Source organism: Sphingomonas sp. AC449 (assembly GCF_979253475.1).
Map to the genome: position 1 here is coordinate 258660 of NZ_CEEDCZ010000004.1, position 15644 is coordinate 274303.

Sequence of the window (15644 nt, forward strand, 5' to 3'; positions counted from 1 at the left end):
GACGCCCGCGTCAGCGCGGTCGCGCGCTCCCCGATCTCGGCCCCGCTCCCGAGGACGCCGACCCCGCCCCCGGCTGACCCTGCGGCTTGCCGGCCGGCGGGCGGGCATAGGCCTGGCGGCGTGCCATCGCCATCGTCAGCGCCGCCGCCCCCTTGGGCGTCATCGCCGCCATGATCATCGCCGTCGACCGCTCGCGCATCCGTTGCGCCACGCGCATCTGCACGTCGAGATCGAGCTGTTCCATCACCGGCGCCGCCGCCGCGGGCTTCATCGCCTGATAGATCCGGGCGAGATCGTCGAACTGGTCGGGCGTGGGGGTTCCCGCCGTCGCCGTTGCCGGGGGCGGTGCGGCCGCCGGGTTCGACGCGCCCGCGCTCGCCTTCAGACGCATCTCCGCTGCGCGCACCGCCTGTTCACGCAGGTCGAGCGTCCGCCCGCGCCGCGTCGCCGCCTGGTCGCGCGCGGAGGTATCGTCGGCGATCGCGACGCCCAGCCGCGACGTGATCTTTGCGGGCGCGCCGGCCTCGTCGGCACCCGCGAGCCCGACCGCGTTGGCGACCGTCGCCAACCCCGCGGCGACCGCCGTCATCACCAGCAGCGAGGGACGACCGATCACGCGGCGCGGTCCAGCGCGGCGGTGTCGCTGCCCGCCGAGGCGGCCCCGGCGACCTCGGCGATCCGGTCCGCCGAGGCGTTGGCGATACCAATCATGACCGCGAGCTCGTCGGCGATCTCGCGCGCTTCGCCGAGCGGGCGGGCGACGTCGACGCATCCGCCGAGCGCGGTCTTCAGCTCGCACAGCACCGATCGCGCCTCGCCGGTCGCGGTGTCGAGCGCGGCGACCATCTCGGCGATCGCGCCGCCGCGCACCGCGCGCAGCGACCGCATCATCCGCATGCTCTGCACGAGGACGGCAGCGCACAGGATGATGGTGACGATGTTGGTGGCGGTGGCGAAGCTCATGTCAAAGGTCCTCTGGCTACGTCGGTGGCAAGCCGGACGGCGATGTTGCTGCGGCGCTGGCCGATCGTCGCGCGCGCGAGCGGGACGCCGCCGACATGCACCTCGAGCGGTTCGTCGGGCCGGCGGCCGAGCCTGATCGTCTGCCCGGGTTTCAGCGCGCGGACGTCGCCGAGCGTCATCGACGTCTCGCCGAGCACGACGTCGAGCGCGACCTGCGTGTTGCGGATCTCGGACGCCATGTGCGCGCCCCAGATATTCTCAGGCCCGAGCGTCTCGCCCATGAACCGCTGCGCGAGCAGATAGCGGACGGGCTCGATCGTCGCATAGGGCAGCAGCACGTTGAAGCAGCCGCCGCGCCCGTCCATGTCGACGCGCAACGTCGCCACCGTGCAGATGTTGGTGGGGCCGGCGATCGAGGCGAAGCGCGGGCTGGTCTCGATCCGCTCCAGCGTCATCGTCGCCGGCGTGATCGGGTGCATCGCCGCCCCGAGGTCGTCGAGCGCCAGATTGATCATCCGCGCGACCAGCCCGGTCTCGATTCCGGTAAAGCCGCGCCCGTCGATCACCGGCCGCGCACCGCTGCGCCGGCCGCCGAGCAGCGCGTCGACCACCGCGTAGATCAGGCTCGAATCGACCGTGATCAGCCCGTAATTGCGCCATTCCTCGACACGGAACACGCCGATCATCGCGGGCAGCGCGACGCGGCCGATGAAATCGCCGAAGCGGATCGAGGTGACCTCCTCGAGACTGACGTCGATCGCGTCGGAGGTCAGGTTGCGCATCGACGTCGCGAACTGGCGGACCATCCGGTCATACGCCACCTCGAGCATCGGCAGCCGTTCATAGGTGATGACGTCGGATTCGATGACCGCCTTCAGCCCGCTGCGCGCGCGCGCAGGGCCGACGTCGCCGAACAGCGCATCGATCCCCGCCTGGTCGAACGCGCCGCCCATCGGCCCCGCGACGGGCGGATCGGGCAGCGCGAAATCGTCGAGATCGGCAAAACCGTCGCTCATTGCTGGATCAGGTCCTGGACGAGGACGCCGTCGACCTGGCCTTCGCCCAGCGCCTCGCGCGCGCGCAGCAACAGCTCCTCCTTGATCCGGAACACCGCGGCCGATCCGGCGAGATCCTCGGGCCGAAGCTCGCGCAGGAACGGCTGGTACGCGTCGAGCACCAGCGGCAGCCTGGCCTTGAGGCTTTCCTCGGTCGCCTTCGGGCCGGGGACGAGCATCACATGCACCTTGAGGAAATGCGCGGCGCCATCGACCGAGCGCAGGTTGACCATGATCGGCGGCACGTCGAACGGCTCGTGGCCGCCCTCGTGCCCGCCCTCGGCTTCCGCCTCGCCGCCGCCACCGTGCGCGCCGGCCGGCGCCTCGGCCTCGGCCGGCGCATCGCCTGCGAACATCATGTACGCGCCGCCGCCGCCGCCGAGCAGCAGGACCGCGGCCACGGCACCGATGATCGCGGTCTTGCGCGTGATCCGGCGCTTGGCGGTGGTGACGACGATCGCGTCGCCCTCGGCCGGCTCGATACTGGTGTCGTCCGCCACACGGCGTCTCCTTGTCCCCGGTGATTCTCGGGCCCGGGCGAACCGGGCTCTCGCATTCCCGCCTATTATAGGACGGGCAGCAGGCAGATTTTGCCTAGCGGCCGATGAAATCGGTTTTTTCGGGAACGGCCGGAATGGATATCTCCTCCTATGTTCTGCTCAGCCACGAACAGGCGCTCAAGCGGCGGCTGGACGTCGCGGCGAACAACATCGCGAACATGAACACCGCGGGATTCCGCCGCGAACGGCCGGTGTTCCGCGAATATGTCGCGCGCGACGACAGCCCGGCGGCGAGCGCACCATCGGCGCCGTCGAACGCGCGCACGACCTCGTACGTGCTCGATTACGGCGCGATGCACGACACCGCCTCGGGCAGCTTCCAGGCGACCGGCAGCGCGCTCGACCTGATGATCGACGGCCCGGGCTATCTGGCGGTCGCGGCGCCCGGCGGCGGCACCGCCTATACGCGCGCAGGGTTCGTCAGGATCAGCCAGGACGGCGAACTGACCACCGCCGGCGGGCTGCCGATCCTTGGCGAAGGCGGGACGCCGATCACGGTACCGCCCGAACAGCTGTCCACGCTGTCGATCGGCACCGACGGCACGGTGACCGCCAAGGACGGCGTCCTCGGGCGGATCGCGGTGACGGTGTTCGACGACGAACGCGGCGTGAGCCCGCGCGGCGACGGGCTGATGGCGGCGACCGGCGGACGCGAGCTCGGCGCCGCGGAAACCACGCTCAGGACGGGCGGGATCGAGGGATCGAACGTCGAGCCGATCGTCGAGACCACCGCGATGGTCGACATCCTGCGCGCGTACCAGACGAGCATGAAGATGTCGCAGGACATCGAGGACATGCGCCGCCGCGCGATCGACCGGCTCGGCAAGCTCGGCTGACCCTCCCCTTCCAGACCCCCACCAGAAAGGCCGCGACATGCGCACGCTTTCGATCGCCAGCACCGGGATGCTGGCCCAGCAGACCAACGTCGACGTCATCTCGAACAATATCGCCAACATGAACACCACGGGGTTCAAGCGCCAGCGCGCGGCGTTTCAGGACCTGCTTTACCAGCAGGAAACGCGGCCCGGCTCGGCGGCGGGCGGCGATTCGCAGACCAAGGTCCCGACCGGGATCCAGATCGGCGCGGGCGTGAAGACCGGCGGCGTCTACCGCATCACCGAACAGGGCGCGCCGAACCAGACGGGCAACCGCTACGACATCGCGATCCAGGGCCGCGGCTATTTCCAGGTCACGCTGCCATCGGGGCAGATCGGCTATACGCGCGACGGCTCGTTCCAGCTGTCGGACCAGGGCGAGCTGGTCACCGCCGACGGTCTCCGCGTCGAGCCCGCGATGGTCATCCCGCCCGAGGCGGTCGACGTCGCGATCTCGAAGACTGGCGAGGTCCAGGTCAAGCTGGCGAACACCCCCGCGCTGCAGACCGTCGGACAGCTGCAGCTCGCGACGTTCGTCAACGAGGCGGGGCTCGAGGCGCAGGGCGGCAACATCTTCCTCGAGACCGCGTCTTCGGGCCAGGCGACGATCGGGGCCCCCGGCCAGCCCGGGTTCGGCGACACGCTGCAGGGCTTCGTCGAGGCGTCGAACGTGAACCCGGTCTCCGAGATCACCGCGCTGATTACCGCGCAGCGCGCGTACGAGATGAACAGCCGCGTGGTGAAGACCGCGGACGAAATGCTCGCCACGTCGAGCCAGCTGCGATGAGCTGCGTGCGCGTTGCCGTCGCCCGCACGCTGGCGCTTGTTGCGGTGGCGTGCGGCGCGGGGGCGCCGGCGCTGGCCGCGGACCCGACCGAGATACAGGTCGCGATCCTGCTGCACCCGGTCGCGCGCGGCGATATCCTCGCCGCAGCGGATTTCGATCGGCAGCCCCGCGCCGCAGCGACCGCGCACGGTGCGCTGGGGCCCGACGAGGCGAGCGGACGCGAGGCGGTGCGCGCGCTGCCCGCGGGGAGCGTGGTGCGCGCGGGCGATCTCGTCACGCCGCGGCTCGTCCACCGCGGCGAGGCGATCACGCTGTCGCTGCGCGGCCGCGGCTTCGCGATCAGCACCGCAGGCCGCGCGCTCGCCGCGGGGGGGATGGGCGACGTCGTCCGCGTCGTCGCGCTGTCGACCAACCACAGCGTCGATGCTGTCGTCGACGGTGCCGGCAGCGTCCGGATCGCCGGCCAATGACGAAGGGGAATGCGATGACCAGGACGTCCACGCTGCTGCTGATCCTCGCGGGCGCGACCGCGGTGTCGGGATGCGGCACGCTCGGCCAGCTGAAAACGATCGGCAAGGCGCCCAGGCTCAGCGAGATGACCGCGGTCGACACACCGCTGACCGAAGACTCGCTGGGCCAGCCCCGCCGCCGCGAGCCTCCGCCCGCGATGGCGGCGCTGCCCCCCGATGCCTCGCTGTTCCGCGCGGGCGCGGGCGCGTTCCTCGGCGACCAGCGCGCGTCGCACAAGGGCGACATCCTGACCGTCCGGATCAACGTCGCCGACCGCGCCGAGGTCGGCAACACGACCGCGCGCACGCGTGGCGGCTCGGAGAATGCGGGGCTGTCCGCCGCGCTCGGACTCGGCATCGCCAAGCCCGATCCGCTGATCGCGGGGAGTTCCAAGTCGCAGTTCAACGGGTCGGGCAACATCAGCCGGTCCGAGACGATCAGCATGACGATGTCCGCGATCGTCACCGACGTGCTGCCCAACGGCAACCTGATGATCCGCGGCCGACAGGAGATCCGCGTCAATTACGAGCTGCGCGAGCTGATCGTGACGGGGATGGTGCGACCGCAGGACATCGGCCGCGACAACAGCATCCGCCACACGCAGATCGCCGAGGCGCGGATCAGCTATGGCGGCCGCGGACAGCTGACGCAGGCGCAACAGGCGCGCTGGGGGCAGCAGATCTACGACGCGCTGTTCCCGTTCTGATGCGCGCTGCAAATAATCCGCGCACCGCGACCAAGTGTCCGGATTCCTTCCCAGAATAAGGGGCGGGTCGGACCTGACCGCCCCGTCGGCGAGCCGCCGTACGGCTCAAGGACGCAGAAGCGACCGACTATTCCAGAAGGAAGAATATCATGGGAATGTCCGTTAATACCAATGTTGGCGCGATGGCGGCCCTCCAGGCCCTCAACGAGACCAGCAAGGGTCTGTCCGTCGTGCAGAGCCGCATCAACAGCGGCCTGAACGTCGCATCGACCAAGGACGATTCGGCGGCCTTCACGATCGCCCAGGGCCTTCGCGGCGATCTGGGTGGCCTGAAGGCGGTCAGCTCGTCGCTCAGCCGGGCGAAGAGCGTGGCCGACGTTGCGGTCGCAGGCGCAGAGCAGATCTCGGACGTCGTCAACCAGATGAAGACGCTTGCCAAGCAGGCGTCGGACGATGGCATCAGCGACGAGAGCCGCGCTGCGTACAACAAGGACTTCACCGCCCTTCGCGACCAGATCAGCACGATCGTCGACTCGTCCGAGTTCAACGGTACGAACCTGCTCAAGACCGGCGGCGGCACCGTGAGTGCGTTGCAGTCGCTGACCAACAAGGCAACCGGCACCGACACCTACGATCCCGATACGCTCTCCATCGCCAACCAGGAAATCGACCTGCCGGCGACGGAAACCGCGTCCGCGGGTGCTGGCACCGGTGTGCTCGGCCAGGACTCGGAAATCGACACGGCGGCAAAGGCCAAGGCGATGGTCGATACCCTGGATACGCTCGGCAGCTCGCTCAACACCAAGTTGAGCGATCTCGGCTCGGGATCGCGCAAGATCGACGCACAGATGACGTTCACCAGCAAGCTGTCGGACGCCATCGAAAGCGGCGTTGGCAAGCTTGTCGACGCGGATCTGGCAAAGGAATCGGCGAAGCTGCAGGCTCTGCAGGTCAAGCAGCAGCTTGGCGTGCAGGCTCTGTCGATCGCCAATCAGGCGCCGCAGACGATCACGTCGCTGTTCCGGTAAGCCGGGGCGCACACGGACCGGCCGGGTCCCCCAAGACGCACCGGCCGGGACATGGGGAACCGGGGCAGCCTGCAAGGGCTGCTCCGGTTTTTCGCGTTTCGAGGCGGCGCGGTCCGCCTAGGGATTTTCCCTTACTTCAAGCGTCGGTGGATTGGCGTATTGGTCAGTGCGTCGGCGGGTGATCCCCGACGACACGCTCGGAGCGCCCCGGAGAAGGTCGCACCGGCTGGTTGCAGCAGGACGGCGCGGAACAAGGGCCGCCTGCCAGGAGAGGATGCCACCATGGACTACCGCGTCTCGCTGTCGCTTTCCGTGTCCGATCCGAGCGTCCTGTGGCGCGCGGCGGCGGCGGCGGCGATGGCGGCACCCGGGATGACGATCGACGACGTCGTCGACACGATCGGCAGCGAACAGGATCCCGAAATCGCGGACTGCATCGCGCTGCTGCTCCAGCCACCACGGATCGACGGCGTGACGATGCACGACTTCACGTGTCGACGCGCGGCGCGGCCGCTGTCGGGCGCGGTGGCAGGATCGACGCCACCGACGCGCCCTGCGCCACGCAACCGTCGCCCGTCCCGTCTCGAAAAGGTGCGTATCGAGCAGGCCCGCATGGAGCAGGCCCCGATCGAGCAGGCCGCGATGGAGCAGAACCGGGCCGCAGCCGGCTGATCCGGTCAGGCGCGCCGCGCGGATACCTCGACCAGCAGCACCGCGGCGATCGCGCGATCGACCGGCCGCAGCGCGATCGACAGATCGTTCGCCAGCCGCTGCGCATCGACCGGCGAGGATGGCGACGCGCGCAACCGCGCGAACTCGATGCTCGCCGCGAGTGCCGCCTCGCGACATTCGGGCAGCCGCGTCTCGAGCGCGCTGGCACCTGCCGCATCCGTCGCCTCCAGCACCAGCGTGATCTTCAGCCGGCCATCGGCCCGGTCGCCCTCGACGATCGGTACGTCGAGCGGCGCCATCGCGACGAAATGCGGTGCCGCCGCGCCGCCCTCGCCGCCCCCGGAATGCCCGCCAGGTTTCGATCCCGACGCCGCCGCGCTCCAGGATAAGGCGATGGCCAGCGCACCGAGCCAGCGGGCGCAGGATCGCGGCGAGGGACACAGGCCGAACGCGTGCATTGGGTCAGTCTCCAGCTTCATCGCCGCGCCTGTCCGGCGGCGATGGAATACCGTCCGCCGCCCGACGGTGCGCGGCTTCATCCCTCTATAATAGGCGAAGCAGAGGGACAGGGAGCGCGATGAGCCACGATCAGAAGCCGGCGCGGGTCAAAATCGTCGCCAACGCCGGCGACGCTGCCGCGCGCCGTCGCAACGACAGCCCCCCCGCCCGCCCGATCGCGCCACCCGCGTCGGCACAGCCCACCGAACGGGACGGCACGCCGACGACGCGCGGCGCGACGATCATCTCCACGCTGCTCTTTCTCGGTGCAGCGGCGGCGGGTGCGATCGCGGTCACGCTGGCGATCGTGTGATGCGATTACGCGCCCTGCTCGCGGCGACAATAGTGCTGGGGATCGCGGCGCCGGCCCTTGCAGCGGAACACGCGCCAGTGCCCGCTCGCGCCGACCATCCGCCCCCGCCTGCTTCGTCGCCGCCCGCTTCGTCGCCGCCCCCACCGCCGCGACATGCGCCGTCTCCGTTCGCGGCCGTGCTGTCACGCCAGCCGCTCGGTCATGGTCCTGCGGCCTGGCCGACGCTGGGCGAAGCCGCGGCATGGCGTGCGCTGGCGGGCGCGACCCCGGCGACCCGCCAGGCGACGCGGTGGCGCTATGCACAGGCGTTGATCGCGCGCGACCGCGGCGGCGACGCGCTGGGCGTGCTCGATGTCATGGCGGCCGACGATCCGGCGCTCGCGCGCGTGGCGGCATGGCGACGCGCGCGCGGGATCGCACTCACGCTGCTCGGCCGGCGCGACGCCGCGATTGCCGCGTTCGACGATCGCGCGCTCGACACCGACACCGAGACCTGCCTCTGGCGGCTGCGCAGCCTCGCCAGCGCGCGGGCCGGCGCCGCGCCCGCACCACCGCCGCTGACGCTGCTGCACTGCGCCCTGCCCGCGCTCAACGCGCGCACGGCGTCGGCGCGACGCCCGTTCCTGTTCGCCGCCGCGCGTGCCGCGATCGATGCGGGCAGGCCCGCCGCGGTCATCGCCTGGCTTCAGCCCGTTGCGGCCGCCGATCCCGAGGCGGCGCTGCTCCGCGGCGAGGCCGAGCTCGCGGCGGGACACCCCGCCGCAGCCCGCCGCTGGTTCGCGCTCGCCAGCCGCGCCGCGGATCCCGGACAGCGCGCCGCAGGTACGCTCGGCGTGATCGACACCGGGCTGGCGGACCGCTCGCTCGCGCCGGGCGCCGCACTGCGCCAGCTGGCCGCGCTCCAGTTTCGCTGGCGCGGCGGACCGACCGAACGTCGCGCGCTGACCACGACGCTGACGCTCGCGCTGCGCCGTCACGACGAACCCGCGATCCTCGCGACGGGCGCGGCGTTGCTGCGCTATTGCGAGACCGGCGCCGATGCCGTGCCGCTGTCGGCGATGGTCCAGGCGCATCTCGTCGGGCTGCTCGCTGCGGACTCGCGCGTCCCGCTGGCGACCGCCGCGGGTCTGTTGTGGGAGTATCGCGATCTCGTGCCGACCGGCGCACCGGGCGACCGGATGGCCTGGATGCTCGCGGACCGGCTGCAGCAAGCCGGGCTGTACGCGCGCGCCGCCGAGTTGCTCGAACACCGGTTGCGCGGCGTCGAGCACGACGTCGAGCAGGGACCGCTCGCGGTCCGGATCGCCACGTTGCGGATCCTCGCGGGCATGCCCGACGCCGCGGTCCGCGTGCTGCGCGAGACGGGCATGGTGCCCTATCCGGAGACGATCCTCGACGATCGCCGCCGGGTCGAGGCGATCGCGCTCGAACTGCTCGGCAAGCATGCCGAGGCGCTCGCGGTGCTCGCCGACAGCCGCGATGCACGCGCGGTCGGGGCCGAACTGCAATGGCATGCGCGCGACTGGCCGCGGCTCGTCCAGAGCGGCGAGGCGATGCTGCCCGCCGGGCCGCTGACCGAGGCGGCGCAGGTCATCGTCCTTCGCCAGGCGATCGCGCTCGCGATGCTCGGCCGCGAGCCCGCGTTGCAGCGTCTCAACCGCCGCTATGCGCGCGCCTTCGCCACGCTGCCGACCGGCCCCGTCTTTGCGATGCTGACCGCGCCGGTCGGGACGGTCGATCCCGATCGCCTCGGGCGTGCGATCGAGGCGCTGCCCGCGGCGGGCCCGGCAGCGATGGTCGCCGACCTGCTGACCGCGGGACAGGCCGCAAGCGCGCGATGATACCGGCCGCGCACGCGCGCGCGGCGCCTGCGGATCATGCCGGCGCCTCCGGGCGTTGACCCCCGACTGTCCCGAGGAACCCCCGGGGGTATCTCGAAAGGACCGGCATGCCGAACGCTATCCAACGGATCATCGACGACGTCGTCGCCGAGATCGAGACGAAGGCCGTCGAGATCGAGGCATCGGCGGAGCGCAAGGACGAGGATGCGGCGCCCGGACCGATCGGCATCGCCATCGCGTTGCCGGATGGGTCGGTGCTGACCGCGGGCGCGGCGACGACGGGGTTTCCGATCCAGAGCATCTCCAAGCTCTTCGCGCTCGATCTCGCGCTGGAGGCGATCGGCGACGCGGTGTTCGAGCGGGTCGGGCGCGAGCCGTCGGGCGATCCGTTCAATTCGATCATCGATCTCGAGCGGACCAAGGGCCTCCCGCGCAACCCGTTCGTCAATGCGGGCGCGCTGGTCGTCGTCGACATCCTGGTCGAGAACGGCGCGAACGACAGCGGCCGCGATGCGGTGACCGCGCTGGTACGGAACCGCGCCGCGCCCGAACGCCTGTCGCATGACGCAGCGGTGATGGCGTCGGAACAGGAAGGCGGCGACCTCAACCGCGCGATGATGAGCTTCATGCGTCACCACGGCAATCTACTGTCCGACCCCGATGCGGTGATGGAGGCCTATGTCCGCAACTGCGCGATCACGCTCGACTGTCGCGGGCTGGCACGCGCGGGGCTGTACCTCGCCGCCACCCGGCGGTCGCCCGATGACGCGGCGCGCGACGCGGTCGCGTTACGCATGCGCAAGGTGCTCGCGCTGATGATGACCTGCGGCCATTATGACGGCTCGGGCGACTTCGCGCTGCGCGTCGGCGTGCCCGCCAAGAGCGGTGTCGGCGGCGGGATCCTCGCGATCGTCCCCGGAACCGCGGCGATCGCGGTCTGGTCGCCCAATCTCGACCAGCATGGCAACAGCATCCTCGGCGTCCGCGCGCTCGAGATGATCAGCCACCGCACCGGCTGGTCGGTGTTCGGACCGCCGATGCTCTGACGTCGCCCCGCGTCGGCTCAGGCCGCGATCGCGTCGGCCGGATCTGCGGATGGCGGCGCGATGGGCGTTGCCGGGCAGGGAAGCACATACGGAACCGCATAGGGAACGGCGACGACCGCGTCGCTGAACGGGATCACCGGCCGTCCGACCAGATAGCCCTGCGCGGCTTCGCAGCCGACCGCGCGCAACAGGTCGAGCTGGTCCTGCGTCTCGACCCCCTCGGCATGCGTCAGCACGCCGAGTTCCTTGCCGATACCGACCGTCGCGCGCAGCACCGCCATCGACCGCGGATCAGTCGCCGCGCTGGTCACGAAGCTCCGGTCGATCTTGATCCGGTCGAAACGGAAGTCGCGAAGATGCGCGAGCGACGAATGGCCCGTCCCGAAATCGTCGAGCGCGACGCGGATCCCCATCCGGCGGATCCGGTCGATCATCGACGCGGTCAGCGCCGCGTCCGCGATCAGCGCGGTTTCGGTGATCTCCACCTCGATGCGGTCCGCCGCGACGCCGTGGACCAGCATCGCCTGAGCGAGGCTGTGCAGCACCGCATCGGATTTCAGCTGTCTGGCCGAGATGTTGATCGCGACGTGCAAATGCGACGACCATCCCGCGAGATGGCGACAGGATTCCATCACGACCCAGCGGCCGATCTCCTCGATCAGCCCGCAATCCTCGGCGATCGGAATGAAGATGTCGGGCGAGATCCAACCGCGCGCGGGGTGGTTCCAGCGGATCAGCGCCTCGTAGCCCGTCGTCCTGCCCGAGGCGAGATCGACGAACGGCTGGAACGCGAGCTCGAATCCGCCATTCTGCACCGCCTCGTGAAGATCATCGATGATCCGCTGGCGTTCGACGAGGCGTTCGGCCAGCCCGGGAAGATAGGCCTGCGACCGTTTGCGACCAAGCCGCTTGGCCTCGTACAACGCCATGTCGGCGCGCTTCATCAGCTCGCCGGGCGTCGAATCGCCGTCGAATATCGAGATGCCCACGCTGCAGCTCGGCATCAGCCGGCAGCCGTCGAGGACGACGGGCCGCGTCACGCGCGCGACGATCGAATCGGCGAGCGTGGTCGCCGCCGCACCCGTTGCGTGCGTGAGGATCGCGATCTCGTCGCCGCCCATCCGCGCGATGAAGCTGCCCGTGGGGAGCAGCGTCGTCAGTTCGGCCGCGACGTGGATCAGCAGCGTGTCGCCGACCGAATGCCCGAACGCGTCGTTGATCCGCTTGAAGTCGTCGAGATCGATCAGCAGCAGCGAGAAGGGCGCGCCGACGGCGATCCGCGCCTCCTTCTCCTCGCGCAGCGACCGGCGATTGCCGAGACCGGTGAGCGGGTCATGATAGGCGAGATGCGTCAGGTTGCTCAGCGCGCGGCGCTCCGCACTGATGTCGGTGAACGTCAGGACGATACCCTGCGGCGGGACCGCGCGCGATTGCATCTGGTAGATGCGGCCGTCCTCCATGACGCATTCGCGGTCGAAATCGGCGTCCCCTGCAACCCACTGCTGCATCTCGTCGCCGACCGACGCGCGCAGTTCGGGCGACCATTTGCGATGCCGCGCGATGACATCGAGGACCGTGTCGATCGAGGCACCGAGCGCGATCACCCCTGCCGGAAGATCGAACAGGTCGAGGAACCGCCGGTTGAAATGGCGCAACCGCGCGTCGCCGTCGATGAAGACCAGCCCGTCGGTCATGCTCTCCATCACCGCCTTCAGCGCGAGCGCCTCTTCCTCGCGGGTCGAGCGGAACCGCGCGAACGTGAGCAGGCTGGCAAGACACGCTGCCGACACGCCGAACGTCATGCACGCCGCCACCAAGCCCGCCGACATCAGCCCGGCGCGAACGTCGTTGATGCTGCCGATCACGATATCGCCCGACAGCGACACGAAATGCGTGACGCAAACCGCCCCGGCGAACAGCAGGCACGCAGCCAGCCGTGGCTTCGCCCAGCGGCGGCGCACCTGCCACGACGCCAGCACGACGGTGCCCGCGACGGCCCCCGCGACGTTGGTCGGCCAGGAAAAGAAATGCGCGCAGTCGATCATCCCCGTCAGGCCGACCGCATGCATGCCCCAGATCCCCGCGCCCGCCGCCGCGGCGGCGATGCTCCGCGCGATGCGCGACCGCACGCGCGTGACCACGACCATCGGCACACCGACCAGCACGATCCCGACCAGTGCGGACAGCGTCGTGACGAGCGGATCGTACCGCAGCAACAGGTCGGGGCGATAGGCAAGGATCGCGATGAAGTGCGTCGCCCAGACGCCGAGCCCGGCGGCGAGCGCGAGCGCTGCATGCCGCCAGTCGAGCGGCGCGCGTGCCGACGGGATCGCCCGGTTGCCACTCGCGCGCGATGCGGGCGCCTCGCCCAGCTCGGTCACCAGCATCGCGACCGACCATCCCGCGGTCAGGCAGATGCCGATCGCCACCGCGACGAGGGAGAGGGAATGGTGGAAGTGCAGATTGAAGAGGAAGACCACGATCGTCGCTTTTTGGGTTTATTTTCCAGTCGCATGAAGAGGTTAACGAAGATCAAACCCGAAACGGGCCGAATGGACGCGGGGTGACGCAGGTTATCCGCGCCCGCCGGACGCTGTCAGGGCCCCGTCGTCCCGAGCGGCGTGAAGGCGATCGCGAAGACCGTGCTGCCGGGTTGCGACCGTAGCGAGACGTCGGTGCCATGCGCCTCGGCAACCTGCGCGACGATCGCCAGGCCAAGCCCCGTATTGGTCCCCGCCGACCGATCGCGCTTCCAGAACCGGTGGAAGATCAGCGACTGGTCCTGCGCGCCGATCCCCGGACCGTCGTCGCACACCGCCAGCGTCCCGTCGCGCGACACGCGCACGTCGATCCTGGTCCCGTCGCCGCTGTGCTTGACGGCATTCTCGAGCAGGCTGCCGAGTGCCTTGCCGATCCACGCCGCGTGCCCCGCGACGAGCACGGAGTCCGCGGCGGCGGACAGGGCGATGGTCTTGCCCGCGCGAAACGCCAGCGGTGCGATCGACGCGACGCCATCGGTCGCGACCTGCACGAGATCGACGGGCGCCGCCATGTCCAGCGCCACCGTCTCGAGTTCGGTGATCTCGAGGAGTTGCTCGACGATCCGCCCGAGGCTGTCGAGGTCCGCGCGCAACGCGGTCCGCAGCGCCGGGTCCGCGACGCCCTCGACCCGCAACCGCGCGACCGCGATCGGCGTGCGCAGCTCGTGCGCGGCATCGGCGGTGAAGTCGCGCTGCATCCGGTAGCTCGACGCGAGCCGCTCGAGCATCGCGTTGACCGCGCGCGCGAGCGGGCGGACCTCCGCGGGAAGCCGGTCGTCGGCGAGCCGCAGGTCGAGCGGCAGCGCATCGCCCGTCCTGAGCGAGGCGGACGCCTGCCGCACCGGGCGGACCGCACGCCGGATGATCACGACGTCGATCGCGAGCAGCGCGAGCAGCAGCGGCGTCACGATCGCCATCCCGTACAACAGGAACTGCGCGAGCAGGTCGTCGACGATATAGTCGGGATGCGCGAGATTCTGCAGGATTACGATCCAGACCGGGTCGCCCGCGCGCGTGCCGATCACCGCCGGCATGCTCGTCCCGACATAGAAGGCACGGCGCGACTGGCGACGAAAGAACCGCTCCTCGGGGCCGATCGGGATCGCCGCGGTCGGCAGGACCGAAGCGGTCTGCGACGCGAGGATCATCCGGCCGCGACGGTCGAGGATCAGATAGGCAAAGCCGCCGCCGGGCGCGAACACCGCCGAGCTGGTCGTGTCGCGCGCGAACCGCAGCCGCCCCTGCGCATCGCGCGACAGCCCCTGTCGCACCGCCTGCGCATGGACATGGAGCGTCTGGCGCTGGATCGTCGTCGCGGTCGCATCGAGGAACGCATAGACGCCGCCCGCGACCGCGATCGCGGTGATCAGTACCGCGATCGCATGCCAGCGAAGGATCTGCGCGGTCAGCGACCGCGGCTTGGCGCTCATGCGCTGCGGTCCACCATCATGTAGCCGACGCCGCGGACGGTGATGATATCGACCCCCGCGCGCGCGTCGCCAAGGCGGCGGCGCAGGCGGTGGACATAGACCTCGACCGCGTTCGACCCCAGATCGCCATCCATCCCGAACAGCAGATGTTCGAGATGCTGCTTGCTCACGACGCGGCCCGCGCGGCGGATCAGCGCGCCGAGCACGTCGAGTTCGCGCGCGGACAGGATCGTCGGGGTGCCGTCGATCGTCACCTCGCTGCTCGCCGGGTCGAACGACAGGTTGCTGCATTCGATCGTCCGGTCGACGATCGTCCCGCTGCGCCGCAGCAGCGCCTGGATCCGCGCGAGCAGTTCCTCGGGCGCGAACGGCTTGGCGAGATAGTCGTCCGCGCCCGCCTCGAGCCCCGTGACGCGGTGCGCGACGCTCGCGCGCGCGGTCAGCGCGATCACCGGCGTGCGGTCGTCGCGCGCGCGCATCGTCCTGACGACCGACAGGCCATCGGCATCGGGCAGACCGAGATCGAGGATCACCACCGCATAGCGCGTATAGGACAGCACCAGCAGCGCGTCCGCGGCGGTCGCGGTACAGTCCGACGCATAGCCCGCCTCGTCGAGCAGGCGGACCAGCATCGTGACGAGGTCGCCGTGATCCTCGACGATCAGCACCCTCATCGCGCCGTCCTGCCTGCGCAGCGAACGCCAGCGACCGGCGGCGGCGTAAGGTTGGCGTAAGCGAGCCGCACTAGGCCGGCGGTTCCTCGCAATCGGTTCCCGATCGGGGGCCGGCCGATGCCCCCGTCACGGCGCCCCGTCTGGTC

The 15644-nt window shown here is 70.3% G+C and carries 17 protein-coding genes; 9 read left to right on the forward strand and 8 right to left on the reverse strand.

The annotated features are described in order from the left end of the window. Positions 1-10: 10 nt before the first annotated feature. Genes AC0CH3_RS09915 through AC0CH3_RS09930 form a run of 4 tightly spaced genes read right to left on the reverse strand, consistent with a single transcriptional unit; the run spans position 11 to position 2518 of the window. Entirely contained in the window at positions 11-616 is a 606-nt protein-coding gene (locus tag AC0CH3_RS09915; protein ID WP_354303438.1) for a MotE family protein, read from the reverse strand. Beyond that, positions 613-963, reverse strand: coding sequence for a DUF6468 domain-containing protein (locus AC0CH3_RS09920; RefSeq protein WP_056019702.1), 351 nt, complete (start codon positions 961-963; stop codon positions 613-615). Before AC0CH3_RS09920 ends, AC0CH3_RS09915 begins: the two co-directional genes overlap by 4 nt. After that, a complete protein-coding gene (gene fliM / locus AC0CH3_RS09925; protein WP_056019699.1) occupies positions 960-1979 on the reverse strand; it encodes a flagellar motor switch protein FliM in 1020 nt (339 codons plus the stop codon). Before fliM ends, AC0CH3_RS09920 begins: the two co-directional genes overlap by 4 nt. Next, positions 1976-2518: a flagellar basal body-associated FliL family protein gene (locus AC0CH3_RS09930; RefSeq protein WP_354303441.1), complete on the reverse strand. Its 543-nt coding sequence runs from the start codon at positions 2516-2518 to the stop codon at positions 1976-1978. Before AC0CH3_RS09930 ends, fliM begins: the two co-directional genes overlap by 4 nt. Positions 2519-2652: 134 nt before the next feature. On the opposite strand from AC0CH3_RS09930, the gene AC0CH3_RS09935 reads away from it, so the two are divergent. The 6 genes from AC0CH3_RS09935 to AC0CH3_RS09960 all read left to right on the forward strand — a co-directional run bounded on the left by AC0CH3_RS09935 (position 2653) and on the right by AC0CH3_RS09960 (position 7156). Then, entirely contained in the window at positions 2653-3414 is a 762-nt protein-coding gene (locus AC0CH3_RS09935; RefSeq protein ID WP_333995877.1) for a flagellar hook-basal body complex protein, read from the forward strand. 37 nt (positions 3415-3451) lie between these two features. Continuing rightward, positions 3452-4240, forward strand: a complete 789-nt coding sequence (gene flgG, locus AC0CH3_RS09940) for a flagellar basal-body rod protein FlgG (protein WP_056019693.1) — start codon at positions 3452-3454, stop codon at positions 4238-4240. Positions 4241-4245: 5 nt separating this feature from the next. Beyond that, on the forward strand, positions 4246-4710 hold the full coding sequence (flgA, locus tag AC0CH3_RS09945; protein WP_354303444.1) for a flagellar basal body P-ring formation chaperone FlgA: 465 nt from the start codon (positions 4246-4248) through the stop codon (positions 4708-4710). A gap of 14 nt (positions 4711-4724) precedes the next feature. Next, a complete protein-coding gene (flgH, locus tag AC0CH3_RS09950; protein WP_354303446.1) occupies positions 4725-5456 on the forward strand; it encodes a flagellar basal body L-ring protein FlgH in 732 nt (243 codons plus the stop codon). A 149-nt stretch (positions 5457-5605) separates the two neighbouring features. Then, a complete protein-coding gene (locus AC0CH3_RS09955; protein WP_333995875.1) occupies positions 5606-6484 on the forward strand; it encodes a flagellin in 879 nt (292 codons plus the stop codon). Between the two features lie 282 nt (positions 6485-6766). Beyond that, the gene (locus tag AC0CH3_RS09960; RefSeq protein ID WP_056019683.1) at positions 6767-7156 is read left to right on the forward strand and encodes a hypothetical protein; all 390 of its coding nucleotides are present in this window, start codon (positions 6767-6769) and stop codon (positions 7154-7156) included. 5 nt (positions 7157-7161) lie between these two features. On the opposite strand, the gene AC0CH3_RS09965 is transcribed toward AC0CH3_RS09960, so the two are convergent. Then, positions 7162-7695, reverse strand: coding sequence for a hypothetical protein (locus tag AC0CH3_RS09965; protein WP_465237814.1), 534 nt, complete (start codon positions 7693-7695; stop codon positions 7162-7164). 38 nt (positions 7696-7733) lie between these two features. On the opposite strand from AC0CH3_RS09965, the gene AC0CH3_RS09970 reads away from it, so the two are divergent. From AC0CH3_RS09970 to glsA, 3 genes are all read left to right on the forward strand, one after another. Continuing rightward, entirely contained in the window at positions 7734-7967 is a 234-nt protein-coding gene (locus tag AC0CH3_RS09970; RefSeq protein ID WP_354303450.1) for a hypothetical protein, read from the forward strand. Positions 7968-8143: 176 nt separating this feature from the next. Next, positions 8144-9808: a hypothetical protein gene (locus AC0CH3_RS09975; RefSeq protein WP_354303452.1), complete on the forward strand. Its 1665-nt coding sequence runs from the start codon at positions 8144-8146 to the stop codon at positions 9806-9808. Positions 9809-9915: 107 nt separating this feature from the next. Next, positions 9916-10854: a glutaminase A gene (gene glsA, locus AC0CH3_RS09980; protein WP_354303454.1), complete on the forward strand. Its 939-nt coding sequence runs from the start codon at positions 9916-9918 to the stop codon at positions 10852-10854. Between the two features lie 17 nt (positions 10855-10871). Here glsA and AC0CH3_RS09985 read toward each other — a convergent pair whose 3' ends face one another. The 3 genes from AC0CH3_RS09985 to AC0CH3_RS09995 all read right to left on the reverse strand — a co-directional run bounded on the left by AC0CH3_RS09985 (position 10872) and on the right by AC0CH3_RS09995 (position 15498). Further along, entirely contained in the window at positions 10872-13334 is a 2463-nt protein-coding gene (locus AC0CH3_RS09985; protein WP_354303456.1) for a bifunctional diguanylate cyclase/phosphodiesterase, read from the reverse strand. A 116-nt stretch (positions 13335-13450) separates the two neighbouring features. Then, a complete protein-coding gene (locus AC0CH3_RS09990; RefSeq protein WP_354303458.1) occupies positions 13451-14824 on the reverse strand; it encodes a sensor histidine kinase in 1374 nt (457 codons plus the stop codon). Then, positions 14821-15498, reverse strand: coding sequence for a response regulator (locus AC0CH3_RS09995; RefSeq protein WP_056019664.1), 678 nt, complete (start codon positions 15496-15498; stop codon positions 14821-14823). The genes AC0CH3_RS09990 and AC0CH3_RS09995 overlap by 4 nt, the downstream gene beginning before the upstream one ends. Between the last annotated feature and the right edge of the window lie 146 nt (positions 15499-15644).

What these genes read in the sequence shown, in the direction of transcription:
- AC0CH3_RS09920 (WP_056019702.1), bottom strand. Translation starts at nt 963, where the DNA reads ATGAGCTTCGCCACCGCCACCAACATCGTCACCATCATCCTGTGCGCT.
- fliM (WP_056019699.1), bottom strand. Translation starts at nt 1,979, where the DNA reads ATGAGCGACGGTTTTGCCGATCTCGACGATTTCGCGCTGCCCGATCCG.
- AC0CH3_RS09935 (WP_333995877.1), top strand. Translation starts at nt 2,653, where the DNA reads ATGGATATCTCCTCCTATGTTCTGCTCAGCCACGAACAGGCGCTCAAG.
- flgG (WP_056019693.1), top strand. Translation starts at nt 3,452, where the DNA reads ATGCGCACGCTTTCGATCGCCAGCACCGGGATGCTGGCCCAGCAGACC.
- flgH (WP_354303446.1), top strand. Translation starts at nt 4,725, where the DNA reads ATGACCAGGACGTCCACGCTGCTGCTGATCCTCGCGGGCGCGACCGCG.
- AC0CH3_RS09955 (WP_333995875.1), top strand. Translation starts at nt 5,606, where the DNA reads ATGGGAATGTCCGTTAATACCAATGTTGGCGCGATGGCGGCCCTCCAG.
- AC0CH3_RS09960 (WP_056019683.1), top strand. Translation starts at nt 6,767, where the DNA reads ATGGACTACCGCGTCTCGCTGTCGCTTTCCGTGTCCGATCCGAGCGTC.
- AC0CH3_RS09965 (WP_465237814.1), bottom strand. Translation starts at nt 7,695, where the DNA reads ATGAAGCCGCGCACCGTCGGGCGGCGGACGGTATTCCATCGCCGCCGG.
- AC0CH3_RS09970 (WP_354303450.1), top strand. Translation starts at nt 7,734, where the DNA reads ATGAGCCACGATCAGAAGCCGGCGCGGGTCAAAATCGTCGCCAACGCC.
- glsA (WP_354303454.1), top strand. Translation starts at nt 9,916, where the DNA reads ATGCCGAACGCTATCCAACGGATCATCGACGACGTCGTCGCCGAGATC.
- AC0CH3_RS09990 (WP_354303458.1), bottom strand. Translation starts at nt 14,824, where the DNA reads ATGAGCGCCAAGCCGCGGTCGCTGACCGCGCAGATCCTTCGCTGGCAT.
- AC0CH3_RS09995 (WP_056019664.1), bottom strand. Translation starts at nt 15,498, where the DNA reads ATGAGGGTGCTGATCGTCGAGGATCACGGCGACCTCGTCACGATGCTG.